Raw genomic sequence first — 24,319 nt, forward strand, 5'->3', positions numbered from 1 at the left:
CGCCGTTTTGGCGATGCTTTTCGGGAAAGGAAAGATATAAAAAAAGGGCGAGTAATTTCGCCCTATAACTTGTTATTTTTTCCAATTTTTTAGTGCATCAGCAAAGGCATTACCCATCGCATTATTACCTCTTGAACTACGATCCTCTCGCTGCGTATTTCCACGAGGTCTTGTAGATAAAGTGCGGTCAGATTTGCCGTCATTTTTGACCGCACTTTCATCTAATCGCATCGTCAACGCAATACGTTTACGCGGCACATCCACTTCCAACACTTTCACTTTTACGATATCGCCAGTTTTCACCACTTGATGTGGATCTTCTACGAATTTATCGCTTAATGATGAAATATGTACTAAACCGTCTTGATGAACACCGATATCCACAAATGCGCCGAAGTTAGTCACATTGGTGACGGTACCTTCTAAAATCATACCAGGTTTTAAATCGGTGATTTCCTCTACACCCTCTGCAAATACAGCGGTTTTGAACTCGCCGCGTGGATCACGACCCGGTTTTTCCAATTCTTTGAAAATATCTTGAACCGTTGGTAAACCAAATTGCTCATTAATGAATTGTTTTGCATCAAGCTGACGTACCACACCCGCATTACCCATTAAATCTTGAATAGATTGCGCGGTAGCTTGCAAAATTTTTTCGACCACAGGGTAAGCTTCTGGGTGAACACCTGAAGCATCAAGTGGATTTTTCCCTTCAGTAATACGCATAAAGCCTGCACATTGCTCAAAGGCTTTTGGCCCTAAACGTGGCACTTTTTTCAATTCTGCACGGCTTTCAAAACGCCCATTTTCATCACGATATTCCACAATGTTTTGTGCTAAGGTTTTTGTCATACCAGCTACACGAGCTAATAATGGTGCGGATGCGGTATTTAAATCTACGCCTACCGCGTTTACACAGTCTTCCACCACCGCATCGAGTTTACGCGCAAGTTGAGTTTGGTTTACATCGTGTTGATATTGCCCTACACCAATGGCTTTCGGTTCTATTTTCACTAATTCTGCCAATGGATCTTGTAAACGACGCGCAATAGAGACCGCACCACGTAAAGATACATCTAAATTCGGGAATTCATTTGCCGCAAATTCAGAAGCGGAATAAACGGACGCGCCTGCTTCACTCACCACAACGGTTTGTGGTTTATTTTCTTTAATTTCTTTAATCACTTCTTTCGCAAAACGTTCTGTTTCACGAGAAGCCGTACCGTTACCAATGGCAATTAATTCCACGTTATGTTTGCGGATTAAGCTGAAAATCGCCACTTGTGCTTCAGCTTCACGCCCTGTGTGTGGATAAATGGTGGTGGTATCTAATAATTTACCTGTGTTATCCACCACCGCAACTTTAACACCTGTACGTAAGCCTGGGTCCAAGCCCATGGTGCTTTTCGCACCAGCGGGTGCCGCCATTAAAAGTGCGGTCAGATTTCGAGCGAAAACATCAATGGCCTCTTCTTCCGCTTTTTCACGTAAACTCGCCATTAATTCCGTTTCTAAATGCAACGACACTTTGATTTTCCATGTCCACGCAATCACTTGCTCACGCCATTTATCCGCAGGCTGTCCCGTGAAACGCACATCTAAATAATCACTAATAATCTCTTCACAATAGCTTTGACGACTTCCCTCTTCTGCATCAGGATCAGCATTTAAGTTTAATTGTAAAATACCCTCATTACGCCCACGGAACATAGCTAATGCACGGTGAGAAGGCACATTTTTCAATAATTCTTGGTGATCGAAATAATCTTGGAATTTTGTGCCTTCCGTTTCCTTGCCTTCGATCACTTTGGATACGATAACGGCATTTTTCGCTAAATAATCACGGACTTTCGCTAATAAACCTGCATCTTCAGCAAAACGCTCCATTAAAATATAGCGTGCACCGTCTAACGCAGCTTTGCTATCAGCTACGCCTTTTTCAGCATCAACAAAGGAAAGTGCGGTTGATTCTGGATCATTTTTTGGCTCGCACCAAAGTAAATCAGCCAATGGTTCAAGACCGGCTTCAATGGCAATTTGCCCTTTCGTACGGCGTTTAGGTTTGTACGGCAAATACAAATCTTCTAATTCGGTTTTGCTTTGTGTTGCATAGATTTTATCGAGCAATTCGTCAGTCAATTTCCCTTGCTCTTCAATAGATTTCAAAATGGTTTGACGACGATCTTCTAATTCACGCAAATAAATTAAACGGGTTTCAAAATGACGAAGTTGGGTGTCGTCTAAGCCACCTGTGGCTTCTTTACGATAACGGGCGATAAATGGAATGGTGTTGCCATCATCTAATAATTGAATGGCAGCAAGAATTTGTTGGGGTTGAACGGTTAATTCTGCTGCAATAATTTGGCTAATTTGTTGATTTAACATTGTCATACTTCTTTGTTATGAAAGGATTCGAGAAAAAACGAAGATAGAATACTGGTTTTAGCGGACTGGCTCAAATATAATTCAAAAAACTTTCTTTTATTTTTATTATGGCAAAATCAAATTATATTACCCGTCAAGGCTGGAATGAGCTTGACCAAGAACTCAAGTTTTTGTGGAAAGAAGAACGTCCCAAAGTTACCCAAGCTGTTTCAGATGCCGCCGCTCTTGGTGACCGCAGTGAGAATGCAGAATATATTTACGGAAAACGTCGTTTACGTGAAATTGATCGCCGAGTACGTTTTTTAACTAAAAGATTGGAAGTGCTACAAATTGTCGATTACAACCCAAAGCAAGAGGGAAAAATCTTCTTCGGCGCATGGGTAGAATTGGAGGATGAAGAAGGTGAAATCAAGCAATATCGTATCGTCGGTTGTGACGAATTTGCCCCTGCCAAAAACTGGATATCCATTGATTCCCCAGTTGCTCGAGCTTTAATCGGAAAAACATTAGACGACGAAGTGCGGGTAGAAACGCCTTCAGGTTTTATCACTCTTTATGTGAATAAAATTTGGTATGAGAAATAACTCGGAAAAATAAAAGATAGTGAATATCTAAACTAATAGGCTAGATACAAACTATCTTACTTGCCTCTTTCCTTATTCGCTGCAAAATCAGCGCCTTTTGCAAGCATTCTCAACTGCAAAATCACTCGAGCTTTAAGTTGCTCACGTTCAGCTTTACTCATATCTAAAGCATTAGCCCCTGCAGTGAATACGATTGTTACGATGCCTTCCGCTTGAACATAAGCAACATATTGCGAATATTGATGTTTGTAGGAAATATATTCTGCTAACTCATCAACAAAATGCTTAATTTCACGTGCTGCCGCAGTACGAAAAGCTTGGGATGTTCCAGAGCTTTCGCGTAATAGCAAGCGGAAAACGTTCGTACTATTAGTGATAAATTCAAAAAATGTATCCACAGAAACAGAAATAACGCTACCGCCAGCATCGATACGCTTACGCGCTTGACGCATTAATTGGCGCAACATCAAACCTGCTTCATCCACCATTTCTAAGCCGAGTTCATCCATATCGCTAAAATGACGATAGAAAGATGTAGGCGCAATTCCAGCCTCGCGCGCAACCTCTCGCAAACTCAAATTAGAAAAACTTTTTTCTGCGCTAAGTTGATTAAATGCCGCATCCACTAAAGCGCGACGCGTCTTTTCTTTTTGAACAGCGCGAACACCAGCCATTATTTCAACCCACCTAGAATAGATTTAACTTCATCGCTGACCGCACTTGCAACACGCTCATAACGATTACGTAATGGTGAGCCAGGACGATAAACCAACGCAATGGTGCGTGATGGCTCAGGCGAATAACAAGGAATATATTTCACACCTTTGCGCGTACCTTCATTTAGTACCGCTAATTCAGGCATAAAAGTGATACCAGCATTTGCTGCTACCATATTGCGCAAAGTTTCAAGGCTAGTCGCTTGGAAATGGGAATTTTCTTTTGCGCCAGCAGTGAAGCAATAATCTAGTGCTTGATTACGCAAACAATGACCATCATCAAGCATTAACATTTCTTGACCATTTAACTGGTTCATTGGAAGTTTACTTTCTTGCGCCCAAGGATGATGCTCTGATACGGCGAGTAACATTTTCTCGTTGAAAATAGGTACTTCAATAAAAGCCTCAGTTTCTGGAACAGTGGCAACGATGGCACAATCTAAACGCCCCGTTTCCAATTGCTCTAATAATTGATGCGTTTGCGCTTCATAAAGAAAAACTTCTAAATCAGGGAATGCCGCTTTTAACGTTGGCACAATATAAGGGAGCAAATAAGGACCAACTGTTGGGATTAAACCGATGTGTAATGGCCCTGTCATTTCTTTACCTTGATTGCTCGCCATTTCTTTCAATAATTTTACTTCTCGAAGAACTGTGCGAGCTTGATCAACCAATAACATCCCAGATTGAGTAAATAACACTTTACGGCTAGTGCGCTCTAACAAGATAATACCGAGCTCATCTTCTAATTTACGAATTTGGCCACTCAATGTTGGTTGACTCACATTACAAGAATCGGCAGCACGGCGGAAATGTTTATATTCAGATAAGGCAACAAGATATTCTAGATCACGGATATTCATGAGATTTTCCCTATAGAAAAATTCAATTAAAAGAATAGAATTAATTGATTATGACTATATCATAATTTTCTCTATAATACAGCGCATAAAATTTAAATTAACAACCAATAGGAGAAAAAAACAATGTCTAATATGGAAGGAAAAAAAGTCCCTCAAGTGACATTCCGCACTCGTCAGGGTGATAAATGGGTTGATGTAACTACCTCTGAATTATTTGATAACAAAACAGTGATCGTGTTCTCATTACCGGGCGCATTCACTCCAACTTGCTCATCATCACACTTACCACGTTACAACGAATTAGCGCCCGTATTCAAAAAATACGGTGTAGACGATATTCTCGTTGTATCTGTAAATGATACTTTCGTAATGAACGCATGGAAAGAAGATGAAAAATCTGAAAACATCACTTTCATTCCAGATGGTAATGGTGAATTTACCGAAGGTATGGGTATGTTAGTTGGTAAAGAAGATTTAGGTTTCGGTAAACGTTCATGGCGTTATTCTATGCTTGTGAAAAACGGCGTAGTTGAAAAAATGTTTATCGAACCAAACGAACCAGGCGATCCGTTCAAAGTATCAGATGCTGACACTATGTTGAAATACCTTGCACCACAACACCAAGTGCAAGAGTCTATTTCAATCTTCACAAAACCTGGCTGTCCTTTCTGTGCAAAAGCAAAACAACTTTTACACGATAAAGGCTTAAGTTTCGAAGAAATCGTATTAGGTCACGATGCAACAATCGTGAGCGTACGTGCAGTTTCAGGTCGTACTACTGTTCCACAAGTGTTTATCGGTGGTAAACACATTGGCGGTAGCGACGATTTGGAAAAATACTTTGCATAAGCAGGCAAGTATTTAGCTGATTATTATTTGGGAATGTAATTTAAAGGGCGCATTAAGCGCCCTTTTCATTTGTACGAATTTATTGCAAAAATTAATAATGGGGCGGTGGCGTTTCTTCAGATTGGCTTGCAATGTTAGAGGGTTGAAAATCTTTTAATTTATTTGCCATATAACGCAATTGGACTTGCATTTTATCAATATCAAATTGCTGTTGAACTAAAGCGTGATTTAATTCATCTAATAACTGTTCCTGAAATGCAATTTTCGTTTCAAGTTCCTCGATGCGATTTTCTAACATTTGTTGAATTTGCATAAATTTTCTCTAAATTCTAAAAAAAAGTTGAGAATAGATAGAAAGCAATTTAATCTATTCCTCGTATTATTCCATTCATTATAAAGGATTAACTCATATGTTAAAAATTCAAAAATTATCTATCGCAGCATTAATGGTAAGTGCGGTGATTTCTGGCCAAGTTTTTGCAGAGGATAGCGCATTCGATGAGAAAGCAGCATCTTATGCCGTGGGTGCGCTCATGGGCGGTCAAATGAAAGATCTTGTAGATTCACACAAAGAAGTCATCAAATATGATAATGCGCGTATTTTAGATGGTTTAAAAGATGCCTTAGAAGGCAAAGTGGATGTTCGTAAAGATGAAAAAATCCAAAAAACCTTAGAATCTATTGAGGCAAAATTAATGGCTGCATCAAAAGCAAAAGCAGAATCGATTGCTAAACAAGCAAAAGAAGAAGGTGATAAATTCCGTGCTGAATTTGCTAAAGGTAAAGATGTAAAAACTACACAATCTGGTTTAATGTATAAAATTGAAAATGCTGGTAAAGGCGATGCAATCAAAGCAACAGATACCGTTAAAGTACATTACACGGGTAAATTACCAAATGGAAAAGTGTTTGATAGTTCCGTAGAGCGCGGTCAACCAGTAGAATTCCAACTTAATCAAGTAATTAAAGGCTGGACTGAAGGTCTTCAATTAGTGAAAAAAGGCGGAAAAATTCAATTAGTTATTGCACCTGAATTAGGCTATGGCGAACAAGGTGCTGGCGCATCTATTCCACCAAATTCAACATTAATTTTTGATGTGGAAGTATTAGACGTCAATCCAAAAACTACAAAATAATTAATGAGTTTAATAGCGCGCGTTCTTTAACGCGTGCTTTTTATTATAAAAACGAGCAGAATTTTTACCGCACTTTTAACCTAACACCATGACTTTAAACGACAAATATCCTTTTACCGACGAAGATCGCACTATCATAAACTCCTACAAAGCGGTCGTTGATGGTGTAAGCGCACTGATTGGCGCACACTGCGAAATCGTGCTTCATTCTCTAGAAGATATTGAACATTCTGCTATTTGTATTGCTAACGGACATAACACTAATCGACAAGTTGGTTCGCCAATCACCGATCTTGCCTTACGTTCGCTACGAAATATGCAAAGCGAAAGTGTTTCAAAGCCTTATTTTACACGAGCAAAAGGCAGCGTACTGATGAAATCAGTCACTATTGCCATTCGTAATAAAACTCAACGTATTATTGGTTTGCTTTGTATCAATATCAATTTAGATGTACCCGTATCTCAATTTTTGCAATGCTTTATACCAACGGAGCATACGAATGAAACATCTTCAGTGAACTTTGCGAGTTCAGTTGAAGACTTGGTTGCGCAGACTATTGAAAAAACAATAGAAGAAGTCAATGCGGATCGCTCTGTTGCCAATAATACTAAAAACCGACAAATCGTCCTTTCTCTTTACGAAAAAGGTATTTTTGATATTAAAGATGCGATTAATTTAGTCGCAGAACGCTTAGATATTTCCAGACATACGGTTTACCTGTACATCCGTCAAATCAAACAAGAGCAAGAATAATGCGCTATGTTATCGCCGTCAAAAGCCCTATTTACGGAAAGCAAGGGGCATTTTTAGCTTATCAATTTGCAGACGCCTTAATCAAAAAAGGACACGAAATCTCACAGATTTTTTTCTTTCAAGATGGCGTGAGTAACGGAAATGCATTAGTGTATCCAGCAAATGATGAAGTTAATTTACAAAAACATTGGCAAATGTTTTCTATTACCCACAATGTTCCTTTGCATTTATGTGTTGCAGCATCTCAACGACGAGGTGTTGTTGATAACTTAATAACAGCCAGTACAGGTCACAATAATCTTGCAGAGAGATTCACAATTGCAGGCCTTGGTGAATTTATGGCAGCAAGTTTAAAAGCAGATCGAGTAATAACCCTATGAAGATAGCCTTTTTATTTCGCACATCGCCACATGGCACATCCATTTCACGAGAAGGCTTAGATGTAATTCTTTCCGCAACAGCTTTTTGTGTTCCAGATGACATTGGCGTATTTTTTATAGATGATGGTGTACTAAATCTTATTAATCATCAACAACCTGAGATCATTCAACAGAAAGACTTCATTAGAACCTTTAAATTATTAGATTTATATGATGTAGAACAACGCTTTATATGCACAGAGTCTTTACAGAAATTTAAGCTAGATAATGAGCAACTCATCCTATCTTGTGAAAAAATTGACCGCTCTTTATTGATAAAAAAGCTTAATCAAGCAGAAAAGTTGTTTACTTTCTAAGGAATATTATGCTTTATACATTTTCTCAATCAGATTATCCAAAAACTGAACTAGATGACTATTTTTCATATATTACAGAAAAAGATGCTGTAGTATTATGGCAAGACGGTGTGCTATTGGCGGTAAAATATCCTGATTATTTTGCAAAATGTAAAGGGAATTGCATGATATTGAAACAAGATATTTTAGCAAGAAATCTCACCGCACTTTTACCTCAAAGCAGCAAGATAAAACTAATTTCAATAGAAGAACTTGTTGGAATCACTGAAAATTATTCACCTCAGCTATCACTATAAAATCAAATCATTTAGTAAATACTCAAGCGAAGTATGAGATATAGAATAAACAAAAAGTGCGGAGAATTTTCCCCGCACTTTTCTTTTGTCTTCTTTCTGCCTGTAAGACATTCAAGAATACATCAATTATTTGATGATTTTCGCTACAACACCAGCACCTACTGTACGGCCACCTTCACGGATTGCGAAACGTAAACCTTGGTCCATCGCGATTGGGTGGATTAAGCTTACTGTCATCTTGATGTTATCGCCTGGCATTACCATTTCCACGCCTTCTGGTAATTCAATAGTACCAGTTACGTCAGTTGTACGGAAATAGAATTGTGGACGGTAACCTTTAAAGAATGGAGTATGACGACCACCTTCTTCTTTTGATAATACGTACACTTCTGATTCGAAGTCAGTGTGTGGCGTGATTGAACCTGGTTTCGCTAATACTTGACCACGTTCGATTTCTTCACGTTTTGTACCACGTAATAATGCACCGATGTTTTCGCCTGCACGACCTTCGTCAAGTAATTTACGGAACATTTCAACACCCGTTACAGTAGTTTTCGCTGTATCTTTGATACCTACGATTTCTACTTCATCACCAGTACGAATGATACCACGCTCTACACGACCAGTTACTACTGTACCACGACCTGAGATTGAGAACACGTCTTCGATTGGAAGAAGGAACGGCTGGTCAATCGCACGCTCTGGCTCTGGGATGTAAGTATCTAAGTGGTTTGCTAACTCAAGGATTTTTTCTTCCCATTCTGCTACGCCGTTTAATGCTTGTAATGCAGAACCACGTACGATTGGTGTATCGTCACCTGGGAAGTCATATTGAGAAAGAAGTTCACGAACTTCCATTTCTACTAATTCTAATAACTCTTCGTCATCTACCATGTCGCATTTGTTTAAGAATACGATGATGTATGGAACACCTACTTGGCGACCTAATAAGATGTGCTCACGAGTTTGTGGCATAGGACCATCAGTTGCTGCTACTACTAAGATAGCACCATCCATTTGTGCCGCACCAGTAATCATGTTTTTAACATAGTCGGCGTGTCCTGGACAGTCAACGTGTGCGTAGTGACGAGTTGCTGTATCGTATTCAACGTGTGAAGTGTTGATGGTGATACCACGCGCTTTTTCTTCTGGCGCGTTATCGATTTGGTCAAATGCGCGAGCTGCACCACCGTAGTGTTTAGATAATACGGTTGTGATTGCTGCTGTTAAAGTTGTTTTACCGTGGTCAACGTGGCCGATTGTACCCACGTTTACGTGCGGTTTTGTACGTTCAAATTTTTCTTTAGACATTGAAATAGTCCCTCTAAATAGACACGGTTATCGATGGGTAAATTAAACCACATTAACCAATAAATTTGTTTGCTGTTTTATGAAAGGAAGAGAATTGTAAGGCTGGTGCTGATAGGCGGATTTGAACCGCCGACCTCACCCTTACCAAGGGTGCGCTCTACCAACTGAGCTATATCAGCGTTTGGAGCGGGCAGCGGGAATCGAACCCGCATCATTAGCTTGGAAGGCTAAGGTAATAGCCATTATACGATGCCCGCAAGTCCTAAATTCGTCTGTCCCATCAGGATCCATCTAAAAGATGGTGGAGGGAGAAGGATTCGAACCTTCGAAGGCTGAGCCAACAGATTTACAGTCTGCCCCCTTTGGCCGCTCGGGAACCCCTCCACGCTAAATGAATACTTGATACGAAAGAATGGTGCCGACTATCGGAATCGAACTGATGACCTACTGATTACAAGTCAGTTGCTCTACCTACTGAGCTAAGTCGGCGTGTCGTAAGCAAGTGAGGCGTATTATATGTAAAAAACTTTTCGTGACAAGTTTTTTTTCTAAAAAAATTATTTTTTTTGCACGTTCGTTTAAATCACAAGCAAAAATGTGAATTTTTAACCAAATCTTATTAAATTTACTGAAAAATAAATGCGAACATGCCGGTTATAGAGTATATTTTTCCTCGTTTATTTAGCTATCAAATAAAATTATTGTGGAATTTTCAACTCAACAAACACCTTTTTTAAATTTTAATCGCCAACAGTGGGCAGAACTACGTAAATCCGTTCCATTAAAATTGACAGAACAGGATCTCAAACCACTTTTGGGTTTTAATGAAGACCTTTCATTAGATGAAGTAAGTACGATTTACCTACCGTTAACTCGTCTTATTAACTATTACATTGATGAAAATTTACATCGCCAAAGGGTACTACATCGTTTTTTAGGCAGAAATAATGCCAAAACACCTTACATAATTAGTATTGCTGGCAGTGTTGCTGTTGGGAAAAGCACTTCAGCACGTATTCTACAATCGCTACTTTCTCATTGGCCAACTGAAAGAAAAGTTGATCTCATCACAACAGATGGATTTCTTTATCCATTAGACAAGCTTAAACAAGATAATCTTTTACAAAAGAAAGGTTTTCCTGTTTCTTATGACACACCTAAACTCATTCGCTTTTTAGCAGATGTTAAATCAGGTAAAAGCAATGTTACAGCACCAATCTACTCTCATTTAACATACGATATTATTCCCGATGCATTTGATGTGGTAGATAAACCTGATATTCTCATTTTAGAAGGATTAAATGTTCTTCAAACAGGCAATAACAAAACCAATCAAACCTTTGTGTCGGATTTTGTTGATTTCTCTATTTATGTTGATGCAGAAGAAAAATTACTGAAAGAATGGTACATCAAACGCTTTTTAAAATTCCGAGAAAGTGCATTTAATGATCCTAATTCTTACTTTAAACATTACGCAAGTTTATCAAAAGAAGAAGCAATTGCGACGGCAAGTAAAATTTGGGATGAAATTAACGGGTTAAATCTCAATCAAAACATTCTTCCAACCCGTGAGCGAGCAAATTTAATTCTAAAAAAAGGTGAAAATCATCAGGTAGAGTTAGTTAAATTGAGAAAATAGCGCAAAAGTGCGGTAAAAACAAAAAGTCTACGCTATTTACTAAAGGACGGATGACCATAATTGTGTTGAAGACGGTCCTTTTAATATTAGTTAAATTCCTGCCTATATTTTTATTGTCCAAGGAAACGTACCATTGCTGCATTATCCAGATAGTTTCTTTCTTAGACATACTTTGATTCTGCAAGGATTCGACGATAAGCTAGCTATTTTAGACTAAATGTAAAATGTTCCCACGGGATTTATGTTTTGTTCTTTTTTGTTACCTAACAATAGTTCAAACATAATTCCCCAAAAAGTTAATATCAATAGCAATATTCAGCTATTTAAAATATCAGCCTCTTCTAACAAAAAAATCGCACCTTTAACAGTGCGATTTTTTGTTGTCTTAGTTTAGGACATTCTGCCGTTTTCTATACCAATTACCTGATCACAAATAGCCATAGTGGATTGGCGATGGCTGACGAGAATAATCAATTTTTCAGCTTTTACATCGAGTAATGATTTCAAAATCATTGCTTCGTTTAAGCTATCCAAATTGCTGGTTGGCTCATCGAGTAAAATAATCGGCGCATTATGCAAGAATGCTCGTGCAATACCGATACGTTGTTTTTCACCGTCAGAGAGATTGCCACCCAATTCCGTCATTTTTGTTTGATAACCTTGTGGCAAGCTTAAAATGAAATCATGAATTGAGGCTTTCTTCGCCGCTTCCATAATTTCTTCTAACGTTGCATCACGGCGCGCAAGGCGAATATTTTCCTCAATGGTTTCGTTGAAAATATAGGTTTGCTGAGTAATGTACGCCATATTGTCACGCAAACTACGAGTGTTGATATTCGGTAAAGTTTCGCTGTTAATTTTAATGCTGCCTGATTTTGGATCGTAAAAACGCATCAGCAATTTCAACAAGGTACTTTTACCGCTTCCGCTTCTGCCATGAATCCCTAAGATTTCACCTTTTTTCACAGATAAGCTGACATCCGATAAAATTTGTTCTTTGCCGTAAGCGAAGTTTACGTTCTCCACATCAATGCGAGAAACCTCTTTTAAATCCACCGCACTTTCTACGTCTTTTAATTCTGGCTCTTCCGCTAATAAACTTAATACTCGCTCACCTGAAGCCAAGGTTTGTAACAAGTTGCTTGAAAGGTTACTTAAGGCGATAACTGGCCCGTAGCTCGACATTAATAAAATCACACCGATTAAAAAGGCTGAGAAATCAATTTTATCTAAGCTAAATAAAATTAAGCCAGTAAACAGCATAATAATGTTGAAAACAGATACGGCCACTTCAGTATAAACACGCACTTTTGCTTCTTGGTCTTTAATGCGCTCAAAAGCCGTATCGATTTTTTGGCTGCGTTGTTGGATTTCTTCTAAACGTTGTTTCGCATAGCCGAAAAGTTGAATTTCTTTCATACCACGCACACTGTCGAGGAAGAAGTCATTCATTTCGCCTACTAATTCACGATAGCGTCTGCCATCTTCACGCGCCAATTTGGTGGTGATAATGGGTAAAATCACACCTACCGTTAAATAAGCAGCTAATGCCACAACCACAAACCAGCCTGAAAGATGAGCAAAGACCAACAATAAAATCGCAGAGGTAAAGAACGCAATCATAATTGGTGCAATGGTGTGCGCATAAAACACTTCGAGTAATTCGATATCGTTAGTCACCAATGACACTAGTTGCCCAGCTTGTTTATCTTGCAACTTCACAAAAGCTAGGCGACGCAAAGAAGAAAACACTTTGTCACGCAATAATGCCAATAATTTAAAAGCAATATAGTGCCCAGACATTTGCTCTAAATAACGCAACGCGCCACGAGCCACCGCCAATACGATAAGTGCGGTCAAAATTCCGGAGAAACTTAAATGGGTATCAAAGTTTAAAAGATTCACTAACCCCATCGCACCCAGCACCATAATAAAGATGGCAGCCAGGAAACCAAGCGTTCCCATAGTAATGGTAAACGCCATAATATGTGCGAGTGGGGTCACTAATTTCAACAAATGCCCCATTACAACAAAACCATTTTTACGCATTTGCCACCTCTCTAATTTGTTCTAAATCTTTTTGTTGTTGGAACATTTCAGCATACGCACCTTGTTTTGCCATTAAGCTTTCGTGTGTGCCTTGCTCAATCAATTTGCCTTGGTCAAGTACGTTAATACAGTCCGCATTTACCGCATTTGCCAAGCGGTGAGAAATCATCACAATGGTTTTTTGTTGTTTAAATTGCTGAATGAATTGCAAAATAATTTCTTCGCTTTCCACATCAATATTACTGGTCGCTTCATCAAAAATATAAAGCTCGGCATTGTGTAATAAAGCACGCGCTAAAGCTAAACGTTGAATCTGACCGCCCGATAAATTCGCGCCACGACTTAATAGTTGCATATCTAATCCGCCATTTTCGCGTACAAAATGGGCAAGATTCACTTGTTCTAAACAGGCATAAATTTGCTCGTCTGTAGCATCAATTTTCGCCATCGTCATATTTTCACGCAGCGAGCCTTTAAACACGTAGCTGCTATGGCTCACCAACGATACTTTTTGATAGAAAGAAGTGCGGTCAATTTCTGAGGCGTTTTGTCCATTAAACAAAATCTCACCTTGTTGCGCTTTATTAAAGCCCATCAATAACGAAACTAAGGTTGATTTACCACAACCACTTTTACCCACAAATACAGAAAGTTGGTTTGGTTGAATCGTTAAAGTTAAACCTTGAATTGCCGGTTTTTCTACAGAATACGCAAAATGTAGATCTTTAATTTCCACTTGAACGTTATTTTTGGCTTCAAAATCTACCGCACTTTGTTGGGTTTCCACTGGTGTATCAAGTAATGTGAAAATCTTATCTGAAGCCGCTTTACCATTCATCGCCACATGGAAGAATGAACCGAGCAAACGAAGAGGAATAAAAAACTCGGAGGAAAGTAGGATAAATAAAATCACGCCTAACACGCTGAGTTGCGTATCTTGGAATTGTAATAATGCGGTTAAAATCCCAATTGCCGCGCCGCCGTAAGCGAGTAAATCCATAAGAGAAACCGAGTTAAGCTGCATGGTAAGCACTTTCATGGTGATTTTGCGGAAATGCTCAGCCTCTTTATCCATCGCTTTCGCTTTATAAGCATCATCTTGATAGATTTTTAGCGTAATTAAACCCTGTAAGTTATCTAAAAAGCTGCTGCCTAATCCCACATAAATGGACCAATATTTTGCTAAGAGTTTTTTCGCAATCTTATTCACCGCAATAATCGACATAGGGATAAGCGGCACGCAAATTAATAAAATAATGGCTGTTTTAAAGCTGAAAAAGATCAGGAAAGCAAAGAGTGTAAGCGGTGCAAGCAAGCTATAAAAAAGCTGCGGCAAATAACGCCCAAAGTAGATTTCAAGCTGTTCTACACCTTCTGATGCCACTTGGATAATGCTTGAAGTGGATTGCTGGTTCACTTGGTTAAGCGGCATAGAAGCCAATTTACGATAAATAAGGCTACGCAATTCATGCTTCACTTTTGTGCTAGCAAAATAAGACGCCTGCACTGATTTTTTACCCGCAAAAGCACGCAATGCCAATGCCGCAATTAAAATCACACCTAAACCCACCGCACTTGACATCGTCAACTCTTTAAAATAAGCGGTCTGTAAAATATAAGAAAACACGACGGCACTAATAATCCCGCCAACTAATGCCACCCAATTCCACAACACCGTGACACCAATCCATTTTTTGCTGTCAGCCACCGTGTTAATTAGGCGTTTATCTATCATCATAATGATTGCTCCTAAAATAAAAAGAAGCACGCATAGAATTATGCATACTTAATGTAGGGTGGGCTTCAGCCCACCAAAATATCTCACGATTGTTTGTTGGTGGGCTGAAGCCCACCCTACAACTAACATGAACAATCGATGGCTTGCATTATAGAGAACAAGCGCATTTAAATATAGAGCATAATGAGAATAATTTTTATTGTTTGATTTTGATCAAAAACAAAATTTTCTGATTGTGAGAGAATACGTTTTCTTATAATATATTTGAGAATTATTATTATTTATCATTCCATGGAGTTAAACATGACCAATTTTAGATTAAATCTGCTTGCGTATTCCGTTATGCTTGGGCTAACGGCAAGTGTTGCTTATGCTGATGAACCAACTCAACAGCAACTTGAGGAAATTAATGTATCTGGTTCTACCGAACATAGTGATACTAAAACACCGCCAAAAATTGCCGAAACTGTAAAAACAGCGAAAAAATTAGAAAAAGAACAAGCGCAAGATGTTAAAGATCTCGTGCGTTATGAAACAGGAATTACTGTCGTAGAAGCAGGACGTTTTGGAAATAGTGGCTTTGCAGTTCGAGGAGTGGAAGAAAACCGTGTAGCAGTTCAAATAGATGGACTTCATCAAGCGGAAACTATCTCTTCACAAGGGTTTAAAGAATTATTTGAAGGATATGGAAATTTTAATAATACGCGTAATAGCGCAGAAATAGAGACGCTAAAACAAGTTACAATTCGAAAAGGGGCTGATTCTTTAAAATCAGGTAGTGGCGCATTAGGTGGTTCTGTTAGTTTTGATACAAAAGATGCAAGAGATTATTTACTTAACAAAAATTACTACGCTTCCTATAAAAGAGGCTATAACACAGCAGATAACCAAAATCTTCAAACGCTCACTCTTGCTGGGCGTTATAAGTATTTTGACGCAATTGCTGTAATTACATCACGTAAAGGTCATGAATTAGAAAACTATGGTTATAAAAATTATAACGATAAAATTCAAGGAAAAACGAGAGAAAAAGCAGATCCTTATAGAAGAACCCAAGATAGTGCTCTTTTAAAAGTTGCTTTTCAACCAACAGAAAATCACCGTTTCTCAATTATTGCAGATTTATATAAACAAACTTCTAAAGGTCATGACTTTTCTTATACTCTAAAACCAAATACACAGTACATGACATATGATGAAGAAGAATTACGTCATACTAACGATAAAGTAGAACGTAAAAATATCGCTTTTGTTTATGAGAATTTTACTGAAACACCATTTTGGGATACGTTAAAAATCACCTATTCTCACCAAAAAATTACTACAAGCGCAAGAACAGACGATTATTGCGATGGGAATGAAAAATGTGCATTAGCAGGCAATCCGCTTGGAATGAAATATAACGATGAAAATAAACTTATTGGGAAAGATGGAATACCAGTCACTTATCATGATAAGCCAGAACTTAACTTACCTGGTTCAGATGTTGAAATTGATCTTCCTGTTAGACCGTATGATGGTAATGAAAACAACTTACAAAAATGGAAACGAGTAGATTGGAACAATTTGCCTGCAGGATATTATTTAAAACCTTATTATAATAGCTGTGATTCAGATTATAGTAGATGGTATGGTCCAAAACCAACTATTGGTGTTGCAGAAACTTGCCGAGCCACCTTAACAAGGGTCGGGACAAATACTCCAGCAAGTAAAAAGTTCACAATTAATGGTAAAAGTTATGACTTACTTAATGAAACAGAGAAAAATGTCATCTCAGATGAGCAAACACTACCAACTAACGTCAGTTATCTTTTTAGTTGTGATGCCTTAAATTGTAATGAAAGAAAAATACAAGGCTTTAACAAAGATGGAACTACTGTAGATATTCCTTTTGAGGTAATTGAAAAAAATGGCAAAAAATATGCCAAAACAGAAGTTAAAGCTAATGATCAGCTATCTGGTCCATACCTATTTATGCCAAATAAAATGGGTTATCAGGCGAATCTTTGGTCGCAACGTGACTTAACAAGTGAAACCAAACAAATTAACCTTGACTTAACAAAACATCTAGAATTAGGTAAAACACAGCACGATTTGTCTTATGGTGGTCTGTGGTCTGAAATGAAAAAATCAATGACCAATCTAGCTGGAGATGCCCCTCTAAATGTAAAATGGTGGGCTCAATATCCACATAATTGTGATATCTTTTTAGCTCCTTCTACAACAGGTGCTAAACCAACGTTAAATCCAGAACGGACGAGTACATTATGTAATAATGTCAATGTGTTCTCTTTCCTAATTCCAGTAAAAACGAAAACAGGCGCGTTATATTTTATTAATGATTTCCGTGTGAATAACTATATCGCTTTTAATTTAGGTTATCGTTATGATCGAGTGAAATATGAACCAGAATATATTCCTGGAAAAACACCAAAAATCCCTGATGATATGGTGACAAATCTTTATATCACCACACCAGAATTTAATGCAAGTCAAGCAGATTCAGATCCTGATGAATTATTAAAAAAAGAAGCCAATGCTGCAGCAAATATTAAAGAAATTGCACAACCGAAAAAATTTTCTGCAAGTTCCTACTCTTTTGGTACAACGCTTGATCCGTTAAATTGGTTACGTTTACAGGCAAAATATAGTAAGGGATTCAGAGCACCAACAAGTGATGAAATCTACTTTACATTTAAACATCCAGATTTTTCTATTCGACCAAATAGAGATCTTCAACCAGAAACAGCAAAAACCAAAGAGTTATCTTTAACTGTGCATAATGACATGGGATATATTACAACTTCTGTTTTCGATACTCGATATCAAAACTTTATTGATTTATCCTATCAAGGGAGTCGTGAGGTTCATGGGCACTCAAAACTAATACCATTTTATTTTTATCAAAATGTAAATAGACCAAATGCTAAAGTAACTGGTTTTGAAATTGCTTCACAAATATCCTTAGGAAATATTACTAAATTATTCAATGGTTTCAGTTTAAGCTATAAATACACCTATCAAAAAGGCAGAATAAATGGCAATATACCAATGAATGCAATTCAGCCTAGAACAGCTGTTTATGGAGTAAGTTATGTTCACCCTGATGATAAATATGGTGTTGATCTTTATGTTTCTCATGCATCAGCTAAAAATGCAGAAGATACTTATAATATGTTCTATAAAGAAGAAGGTAAAAAAGAAACTACAATCAAATGGAGAAGTGAATCTTATACAACCATTGATTTGTTAGGATATATCAAGCCAATTAAAAATCTTACTTTAAGAGCTGGTGTGTATAACTTAACTAATAGAAAATACATTACTTGGGATTCAGCTAGATCAATTAGACCATTTGGTACAAGTAATATGATTAATCAAGATACGGGATTAGGTATCAATCGTTTCTATGCCCCAGGCAGAAACTATAGAATGTCAGTTCAATTTGAATTCTAATTGTATCTAAAAGCACAAAAGTGCGGAGAAAATAATCTGCACCTCAAAAGTTGGACTAAATTACCAATAATTGAGGTGCAGATTTTATTATAGCCAGACAGTATAGCTATAAAAATATTCGCTAATGAAGCAATGGAAAGTTTCTTTGAACCATTAAAAACGGGATGTTTTATGGCTGGCTATTTAATCGTAGAGAGAAGATAGTTGATGTAGTAAGGGATTATTTGGTGGGGGGAATTGTCGATGAATTCAACTGAAATTAAAAGGACTGAGTCTAATACAATATGCTCGTCAGTCCTTAAGTTAATAATCTAGATTTTTAGGCGCGGCTGATTTGTACCGCACTTTTAATTCACTAAAAATTAATTTTTCGCTGCTGCCGCTGCTTTTACAATTACTGCAAATGCTGGGGCTTTTAATGATGCGCCACCTACTAATGCACCATCGATGTCTGGCTGAGTAAATAATTCAGCGGCATTTGCATCATTTACAGAGCCGCCGTATTGGATAATTACTTGGTCTGCCACGGCTTGAGATTTCGCAGCGATGTGACCGCGGATAAATGCATGAACTGCTTGTGCTTGTGCAGGAGTCGCAGATTTACCCGTACCGATCGCCCAGATTGGTTCGTATGCGATCACTGCACCGTTGAATGCTTCTACGCCTAATGTATTGATGACTGCATCAATTTGACGTGCGCACACTTCTTCTGTTTTGCCCGCTTCGTTTTCAGCTTCAGTTTCACCGATACATAATACGGGCACTAAACCCGCTTCTTTTAATGCACCAAATTTTTTCGCTACGAATTCGTCGCTTTCTTTGTGGTAAGTGCGGCGTTCAGAATGGCCAATAATGATATATTTTGCACCGAAATCTTTTAACATTTCAGTTGAAATATCACCTGTAAATGCGCCTTTTACGTTCACATCTACGTTTTGTGCGCCTAATTGAATTACATTTTTTCCGCCATTGCAGCAACAGCAGCAAGTAGAAAGCGCAGCTTCAGCCACATCTAAGTACATCACTGGTGGGGCAATTGCCACATCACAACCTGTTACATCATGTAATTCTGCTTTTAATCCCTCGATTAATTCTTTGGTGAACGCTTTGGAACCGTTTAATTTCCAGTTACCCATAACTAAAGGACGACGTGCCATTTTTGTTTCTCCATAGTTGATAAAATTAACTCGCCTACTATACCAAAATTTCGCCACGATTCTTTGCAGAAGATCATAAAATTAAAAAAATTCTCATAGAAAGATGATTATCTTGTGCTAAAAAGCTACAATTACCTGTATGGAACCAATAAAAAATAACCAATTATGAAACTTTTCAAAGCTGAACAATGGAATATTGACGTGCTTCTTCCTCTTTTTGAAGCCTATCGCCAAGCCTATGGACAAGCAGAGAATCCAGAACGCACCTTGGCTTTTTTAACTAATCGTATGCGTTTTAATGAAAGCCTGTTTTTTATTGCAGTGGATGAGAACGAAAAGGCTATTGGCTTTGTGCAGCTTTTCCCTCGCCTTTCTTCTTTACAACTACAGCGCTATTGGCAAATCACCGATATTTTTGTGTTGGAACATGCACAACAAACAGAAATTTATGCGGCGTTGATTTCTAAAGCAAAAGACTTTGTGCATTTCACGCAATCCAATCGTTTAGTGGCAGAATTAGCACAAAATCAATATTCAATGTTGGAATCGGAAGGGTTTAAATTAAATCCGAAAGAACGTTTATTTGAATTGAGTTTGTAATGCTAACCGCGTTAAATCGTTATTGGGATTATTTGCGGATTGAACGCCAAATGAGTCCTCACACGCTCACCAATTATCAACATCAACTTGATGCCATCATCAAAATCTTAGCGCAACAAGATATTCATGCTTGGGCACAAGTGACACCCAGCGTGGTGCGCTTTATTTTGGCGGAAAGCAAAAAACAAGGCTTAAAAGAAAAAAGCTTGGCTTTACGTTTATCCGCATTGCGTCGTTTTCTTAGTTTTTTGGTGCAACAAGGCGAATTGAAAGTAAATCCCGCCACAGGCATTTCTGCACCGAAACAAGGCAAACATTTACCGAAAAATATGGATGGCGAGCAAGTTCAACAATTGCTTGCCAACGATAGCAAAGAGCCGATTGATATTCGTGATCGTGCGATTTTGGAATTAATGTATAGTTCAGGTTTACGTTTATCGGAATTACAAGGCTTAGATTTAAACAGCATTAATACTCGTGTGCGGGAAGTACGCGTTATCGGGAAAGGTAACAAAGAGCGTGTGGTGCCGTTTGGGCGTTATGCTTCGCATGCCATTCAAGAATGGTTAAAAGTGCGGGCATTATTTAACCCAAAAGATGAGGCGTTATTTGTTAGCCAGCTTGGAAATCGCATTTCTCACCGAGCCATTCAAAAACGTTTAGAAACTTGGGGGATTCGTCAAGGCTTAAATAGCCATCTTAATCCGCACAAACTGCGTCATTCTTTTGCGACGCATATGTTGGAAGCCAGTTCTGATTTACGTGCTGTGCAAGAATTGCTTGGGCATAGCAACCTTTCCACCACACAAATTTATACTCACTTAAATTTTCAACATCTGGCGGAAGTGTACGATCAGGCTCATCCAAGAGCGAAACGTAAGAAATAACAATCCGCAGGTAAAACCTGCGGATTGTTATTATTCAGTAATCGAATAAGTCAACTGCACTCGCTCTAACAATATTTCACTATTCGGCAATCTAAATTGTTGTTCCGAATCAATGTCGTTATTCATCACAACTTGCAACCATAAAACACCGTCTAAATTGACCGCACTTGTAATCGTGCCTGTTTTGCGCCAGTTGGTTTCCAGTTGCATTTCGATTTCACTGCCAATTTCCACTTCCTGCTGGGTTTGTGCTTTAAAGATAAACATTGCGCGTTTATTCGCCCCACGATATTTCGCACGAGCTACCGTTTCTTGTCCAATATAGCAACCTTTGGTAAAAGAAATTGCTTGCTCAATAGCCTGTAAATTTAGGGCTTGTGGGATAAATTCATTTTGCGTTTGCGGGCTTAAATTTGGCAATCCTGCTTGAATATCTGCGACATCCCAAATTTTTTCATCACCATTAAAATTCACAGATAATTCAGTTTCATTTAATAAAATTGAACGCTGCCCATCAATTTCCCATGAAAAGTGCGGTGTAATTTTTCCACATTTTTCACCTATCACGCCAATGATTTGCCAATCACGTAAATCAAAACTCACTTTTGAAAATACCGCATATTTTTTCAAGGCATCTAGCCCGCTTGGCAAAAGATCTTTCTTAATCAGCAAAAAGAATTGTTCACTACTTACTTTAAACAAACGGTAAATTGCATTCATTTTACCTTTTGGATCGCAGTGAGCTGTAAGAGTTGTTGCGCCACTTGCTAATCGCACAACATCAGTGGTTAACTGCCCTTGCAAATATTTTTCTGCATCCGCACCATGTGCCTCAATCAGTTGATATTGAGTAAGAGAAATAAATTGAGACATTCTGCTTTCCTATTCTAAATTCTGGATTTGCTCACGCATTTGTTCGATAAGCACTTTTAGCTCAACCGCAGAAGCCGTGATATCCGCATTAATGGATTTAGACGCAAGGGTATTGGATTCGCGATTCAATTCTTGCATCATAAAATCTAATTTACGTCCAACTGCGCCGCCTTTTTTCAAAATATTCGTGGTTTCTTTCACGTGCATTTGTAAACGATCGAGTTCTTCTGCCACATCAATGCGTTGAGCCAGTAAAATCATTTCTTGTTCCACACGTTGCGGATCAAGATTAACTTGAGCATCTTCAAAACGTTGCAATAAACGTTCACGCTGCCATTGTAAAACTGCTGGCATTTGTGACCGCACTTTATCCGCTTCCACAGCAATGGCATCCAAGCGTTGTTGAATAATATCGTTCAGTTTTTCGCCTTCACGACCACGCATTGCAATAAAATCTGTCAGTAAATCATCAAAGGCTGTCAATAAATCTTGACTAATCGCATCTAAGTCTTGCTCTTGAGCTTCCACCACACCGGGGTAACGCAACACGTCTGTCAAATTAATTTCACCTTCTCCAGCCTGAGCTTTAATCCATTGCAAAGATTGAATCACTTGATTCGCAAGCTCTTTATTTAAATTCAATTCACCATTTGTTTGTTTTTTTGTTTCAATGCGCAAAGAACATTCAATTTTACCGCGAGTAAGACTTTGACGAAGTTTCTCACGCAACGTATTTTCTAATCCGCGGAATTGCTCGGGCAAACGGAAAAAGTTTTCTAAATAACGTTGATTGACGGAACGAATTTCCCATACCGCATCGCCCCAATCTTTTTTCACTTCAAGGCGTGCAAAGGCGGTCATACTGTAAATCATAAGCTCTCCTATTTTCTCTTAGCTTTGTCTTAGTTGATTCACGAAGTATTGTAACGAGATGAACACAGAAAGGGAAAAGAAAAGTGCGGTAAATAATAAAGATATTTTGTATTCTGTTATTTACATGCTGTAAATTATACAATACAATTATCGTAAATTTTACATTACACCATAAGGAAACAAACATGAACAAAACTGTAGGCAGCACACTTCTCGTTGCTGGTACGATGATTGGCGCGGGGATGTTGGCTATGCCACTCACTTCCGCTGGCATCGGATTCGGCTTTACTTTAGTCTTATTATTAGGGCTTTGGGCATTATTAACTTTTAGTGCACTTTTATTCGTTGAGCTCTATCAAACTGCGGAAAGTGATGCTGGTATCGGTACACTCGCTGAACAATATTTTGGTAAAACAGGACGCATTATTGCCACGGCAGTGCTAATTATTTTCTTATACGCATTAATTGCCGCTTATGTCAGCGGTGGCGGTTCACTACTAAAAGATTTATTACCAGAAAGTTTTGGCGATAAAGTTAGCGTCTTATTATTTACCGTGATTTTCGGTTCATTTATTGTCATCGGCACACATAGCGTAGATAAAATTAATCGTGTGTTATTTTTCGTTATGCTTGCTGCCTTTGCGGTAGTGTTAAGCTTAATGTTGCCAGAAATCAAATTTGATAACTTAATGGCGACGCCAATTGATAACGCTTTAATTATCTCTGCAAGCCCTGTATTTTTCACAGCATTTGGTTTCCACGGTTCCATTCCAAGTTTAAATAAATACTTAGGTGGCAACGTAAAAGCATTACGCATCTCTATTTTGGCTGGTTCAGCCATCACCCTTTGCGCTTATATTTTGTGGCAAATGTCGACGCACGGCTTGCTCACACAAAATGAGTTCTTACAAATCTTAAAAGAAGATGCCACCTTAAATGGCTTAGTAAAAGCAACGCTTGCTATCACTGGCAGTAACATGATCGCAGGTGCGGTAAAATTATTCTCAACTTTGGCGCTGGTTACTTCTTTCTTAGGCGTAGGGCTTGGATTGTTGGAATGTATCGAAGATTTATTAAAACGATCCTTTAATATTTCTGCAGGGCGAATATCCCTTGGCTTAATGGCGTTCATTCCACCTCTCGTCTTTGCGCTTTTCTATCCTGAAGGTTTTATTTTAGCGCTAGGCTACGCAGGCCAAATGTTTGCATTCTATGCCGTAGTATTGCCAGTTAGCCTTGTTTGGAAAGCTCGTCGAGCTCACACCAATTTGCCATACAAAGTATGGGGAGGAAATCTGACTTTAATTATCGTATTGGTATTAGGCGTAATCATTACATCCATTCCATTTGCGATTCGTGCGGGTTATCTGCCATTTGTTGTGGGTTAATAATATAAAAACACCGTTCAATTTTGAAC

At 38.4% G+C, this 24,319-nt stretch carries 22 protein-coding genes and 4 tRNA genes; 12 read left to right on the forward strand and 14 right to left on the reverse strand.

Annotated features, from left to right (window positions below):
- Nucleotides 1–72: 72 nt before the first annotated feature.
- Nucleotides 73–2,385 carry a Tex family protein gene (locus tag DV428_RS01520; RefSeq protein ID WP_114908448.1) on the reverse strand — a complete coding sequence of 771 codons (2,313 nt, stop codon included), beginning with the start codon at nt 2,383–2,385 and terminating at the stop codon, nt 73–75.
- Between the two features lie 107 nt (nt 2,386–2,492).
- On the opposite strand from DV428_RS01520, the gene greB reads away from it, so the two are divergent.
- Nucleotides 2,493–2,969, forward strand: a complete 477-nt coding sequence (greB, locus tag DV428_RS01525) for a transcription elongation factor GreB (RefSeq protein WP_114908449.1) — start codon at nt 2,493–2,495, stop codon at nt 2,967–2,969.
- 56 nt (nt 2,970–3,025) lie between these two features.
- Here the strand turns inward: greB and fabR are convergent, their stop codons facing one another.
- Both fabR and oxyR read right to left on the reverse strand, forming a co-directional pair.
- Entirely contained in the window at nt 3,026–3,643 is a 618-nt protein-coding gene (fabR, locus tag DV428_RS01530; protein WP_005629669.1) for an HTH-type transcriptional repressor FabR, read from the reverse strand.
- On the reverse strand, nt 3,643–4,548 hold the full coding sequence (gene oxyR / locus DV428_RS01535; RefSeq protein WP_005635648.1) for a DNA-binding transcriptional regulator OxyR: 906 nt from the start codon (nt 4,546–4,548) through the stop codon (nt 3,643–3,645). The genes fabR and oxyR overlap by 1 nt, the downstream gene beginning before the upstream one ends.
- A 123-nt stretch (nt 4,549–4,671) precedes the next feature.
- On the opposite strand from oxyR, the gene pgdx reads away from it, so the two are divergent.
- Nucleotides 4,672–5,397 carry a hybrid peroxiredoxin PGdx gene (gene pgdx / locus DV428_RS01540; protein ID WP_009499556.1) on the forward strand — a complete coding sequence of 242 codons (726 nt, stop codon included), beginning with the start codon at nt 4,672–4,674 and terminating at the stop codon, nt 5,395–5,397.
- A 91-nt stretch (nt 5,398–5,488) separates the two neighbouring features.
- On the opposite strand, the gene DV428_RS01545 is transcribed toward pgdx, so the two are convergent.
- Entirely contained in the window at nt 5,489–5,710 is a 222-nt protein-coding gene (locus DV428_RS01545) for a SlyX family protein (protein ID WP_005630530.1), read from the reverse strand.
- A gap of 97 nt (nt 5,711–5,807) precedes the next feature.
- On the opposite strand from DV428_RS01545, the gene fkpA reads away from it, so the two are divergent.
- The 5 genes from fkpA to DV428_RS01570 all read left to right on the forward strand — a co-directional run bounded on the left by fkpA (nt 5,808) and on the right by DV428_RS01570 (nt 8,319).
- Nucleotides 5,808–6,533 carry an FKBP-type peptidyl-prolyl cis-trans isomerase gene (fkpA, locus tag DV428_RS01550; RefSeq protein ID WP_114908450.1) on the forward strand — a complete coding sequence of 242 codons (726 nt, stop codon included), beginning with the start codon at nt 5,808–5,810 and terminating at the stop codon, nt 6,531–6,533.
- An 88-nt stretch (nt 6,534–6,621) separates the two neighbouring features.
- Nucleotides 6,622–7,287 (forward strand): helix-turn-helix transcriptional regulator, encoded by a 666-nt coding sequence (locus tag DV428_RS01555; RefSeq protein WP_114908451.1) that lies wholly within the window; start codon nt 6,622–6,624, stop codon nt 7,285–7,287.
- Nucleotides 7,287–7,667, forward strand: a complete 381-nt coding sequence (gene tusD / locus DV428_RS01560) for a sulfurtransferase complex subunit TusD (protein WP_114908452.1) — start codon at nt 7,287–7,289, stop codon at nt 7,665–7,667. The genes DV428_RS01555 and tusD overlap by 1 nt, the downstream gene beginning before the upstream one ends.
- A complete protein-coding gene (tusC, locus tag DV428_RS01565) occupies nt 7,664–8,023 on the forward strand; it encodes a sulfurtransferase complex subunit TusC (RefSeq protein WP_114908453.1) in 360 nt (119 codons plus the stop codon). Before tusD ends, tusC begins: the two co-directional genes overlap by 4 nt.
- An 8-nt stretch (nt 8,024–8,031) precedes the next feature.
- Nucleotides 8,032–8,319, forward strand: a complete 288-nt coding sequence (locus DV428_RS01570) for a DsrH/TusB family sulfur relay protein (RefSeq protein ID WP_005630525.1) — start codon at nt 8,032–8,034, stop codon at nt 8,317–8,319.
- 126 nt (nt 8,320–8,445) lie between these two features.
- On the opposite strand, the gene tuf is transcribed toward DV428_RS01570, so the two are convergent.
- From tuf to DV428_RS01595, 5 genes are all read right to left on the reverse strand, one after another.
- Nucleotides 8,446–9,630, reverse strand: a complete 1,185-nt coding sequence (tuf, locus tag DV428_RS01575) for an elongation factor Tu (protein ID WP_005646706.1) — start codon at nt 9,628–9,630, stop codon at nt 8,446–8,448.
- A gap of 103 nt (nt 9,631–9,733) precedes the next feature.
- Nucleotides 9,734–9,809, reverse strand: a tRNA-Thr gene (locus DV428_RS01580).
- A 3-nt stretch (nt 9,810–9,812) separates the two neighbouring features.
- Nucleotides 9,813–9,887, reverse strand: a tRNA-Gly gene (locus tag DV428_RS01585).
- Between the two features lie 42 nt (nt 9,888–9,929).
- Nucleotides 9,930–10,014, reverse strand: a tRNA-Tyr gene (locus tag DV428_RS01590).
- Between the two features lie 29 nt (nt 10,015–10,043).
- Nucleotides 10,044–10,119 (reverse strand) — tRNA-Thr (locus DV428_RS01595).
- Nucleotides 10,120–10,333: 214 nt separating this feature from the next.
- Between DV428_RS01595 and coaA the strand changes: the two genes are divergently transcribed.
- Nucleotides 10,334–11,269, forward strand: a complete 936-nt coding sequence (coaA, locus tag DV428_RS01600; RefSeq protein WP_114908454.1) for a type I pantothenate kinase — start codon at nt 10,334–10,336, stop codon at nt 11,267–11,269.
- A gap of 390 nt (nt 11,270–11,659) precedes the next feature.
- Here the strand turns inward: coaA and DV428_RS01605 are convergent, their stop codons facing one another.
- Both DV428_RS01605 and DV428_RS01610 read right to left on the reverse strand, forming a co-directional pair.
- Entirely contained in the window at nt 11,660–13,318 is a 1,659-nt protein-coding gene (locus tag DV428_RS01605; protein WP_114908455.1) for an ABC transporter ATP-binding protein, read from the reverse strand.
- Nucleotides 13,311–15,056 carry an ABC transporter ATP-binding protein/permease gene (locus DV428_RS01610; protein WP_114908456.1) on the reverse strand — a complete coding sequence of 582 codons (1,746 nt, stop codon included), beginning with the start codon at nt 15,054–15,056 and terminating at the stop codon, nt 13,311–13,313. The genes DV428_RS01605 and DV428_RS01610 overlap by 8 nt, the downstream gene beginning before the upstream one ends.
- A gap of 303 nt (nt 15,057–15,359) precedes the next feature.
- Here DV428_RS01610 and DV428_RS01615 point away from each other — a divergent pair, with 303 nt between their 5' ends.
- Nucleotides 15,360–18,512, forward strand: coding sequence for a TonB-dependent hemoglobin/transferrin/lactoferrin family receptor (locus DV428_RS01615; protein ID WP_114908457.1), 3,153 nt, complete (start codon nt 15,360–15,362; stop codon nt 18,510–18,512).
- A gap of 362 nt (nt 18,513–18,874) precedes the next feature.
- Here DV428_RS01615 and tpiA read toward each other — a convergent pair whose 3' ends face one another.
- Nucleotides 18,875–19,669, reverse strand: a complete 795-nt coding sequence (gene tpiA / locus DV428_RS01620; protein ID WP_114908458.1) for a triose-phosphate isomerase — start codon at nt 19,667–19,669, stop codon at nt 18,875–18,877.
- A 165-nt stretch (nt 19,670–19,834) separates the two neighbouring features.
- On the opposite strand from tpiA, the gene DV428_RS01625 reads away from it, so the two are divergent.
- Complete coding sequence (locus DV428_RS01625) at nt 19,835–20,269, forward strand: GNAT family N-acetyltransferase (protein WP_005629228.1); 435 nt, start codon at nt 19,835–19,837, stop codon at nt 20,267–20,269.
- A complete protein-coding gene (xerC, locus tag DV428_RS01630) occupies nt 20,269–21,156 on the forward strand; it encodes a tyrosine recombinase XerC (RefSeq protein WP_005644230.1) in 888 nt (295 codons plus the stop codon). Before DV428_RS01625 ends, xerC begins: the two co-directional genes overlap by 1 nt.
- A 30-nt stretch (nt 21,157–21,186) precedes the next feature.
- Here xerC and ygfZ read toward each other — a convergent pair whose 3' ends face one another.
- The gene (gene ygfZ / locus DV428_RS01635; RefSeq protein WP_114908459.1) at nt 21,187–22,029 is read right to left on the reverse strand and encodes a CAF17-like 4Fe-4S cluster assembly/insertion protein YgfZ; all 843 of its coding nucleotides are present in this window, start codon (nt 22,027–22,029) and stop codon (nt 21,187–21,189) included.
- 9 nt (nt 22,030–22,038) lie between these two features.
- Nucleotides 22,039–22,902 carry a YicC/YloC family endoribonuclease gene (locus DV428_RS01640; protein ID WP_114908460.1) on the reverse strand — a complete coding sequence of 288 codons (864 nt, stop codon included), beginning with the start codon at nt 22,900–22,902 and terminating at the stop codon, nt 22,039–22,041.
- Nucleotides 22,903–23,087: 185 nt separating this feature from the next.
- Between DV428_RS01640 and DV428_RS01645 the strand changes: the two genes are divergently transcribed.
- Nucleotides 23,088–24,290 carry an aromatic amino acid transporter gene (locus DV428_RS01645; RefSeq protein WP_114908461.1) on the forward strand — a complete coding sequence of 401 codons (1,203 nt, stop codon included), beginning with the start codon at nt 23,088–23,090 and terminating at the stop codon, nt 24,288–24,290.
- Nucleotides 24,291–24,319: the final 29 nt, after the last annotated feature.

It is taken from the genome of Haemophilus haemolyticus (assembly GCF_003352385.1).
Taxonomy (GTDB): Bacteria; Pseudomonadota; Gammaproteobacteria; order Enterobacterales; family Pasteurellaceae; genus Haemophilus; species Haemophilus haemolyticus_I.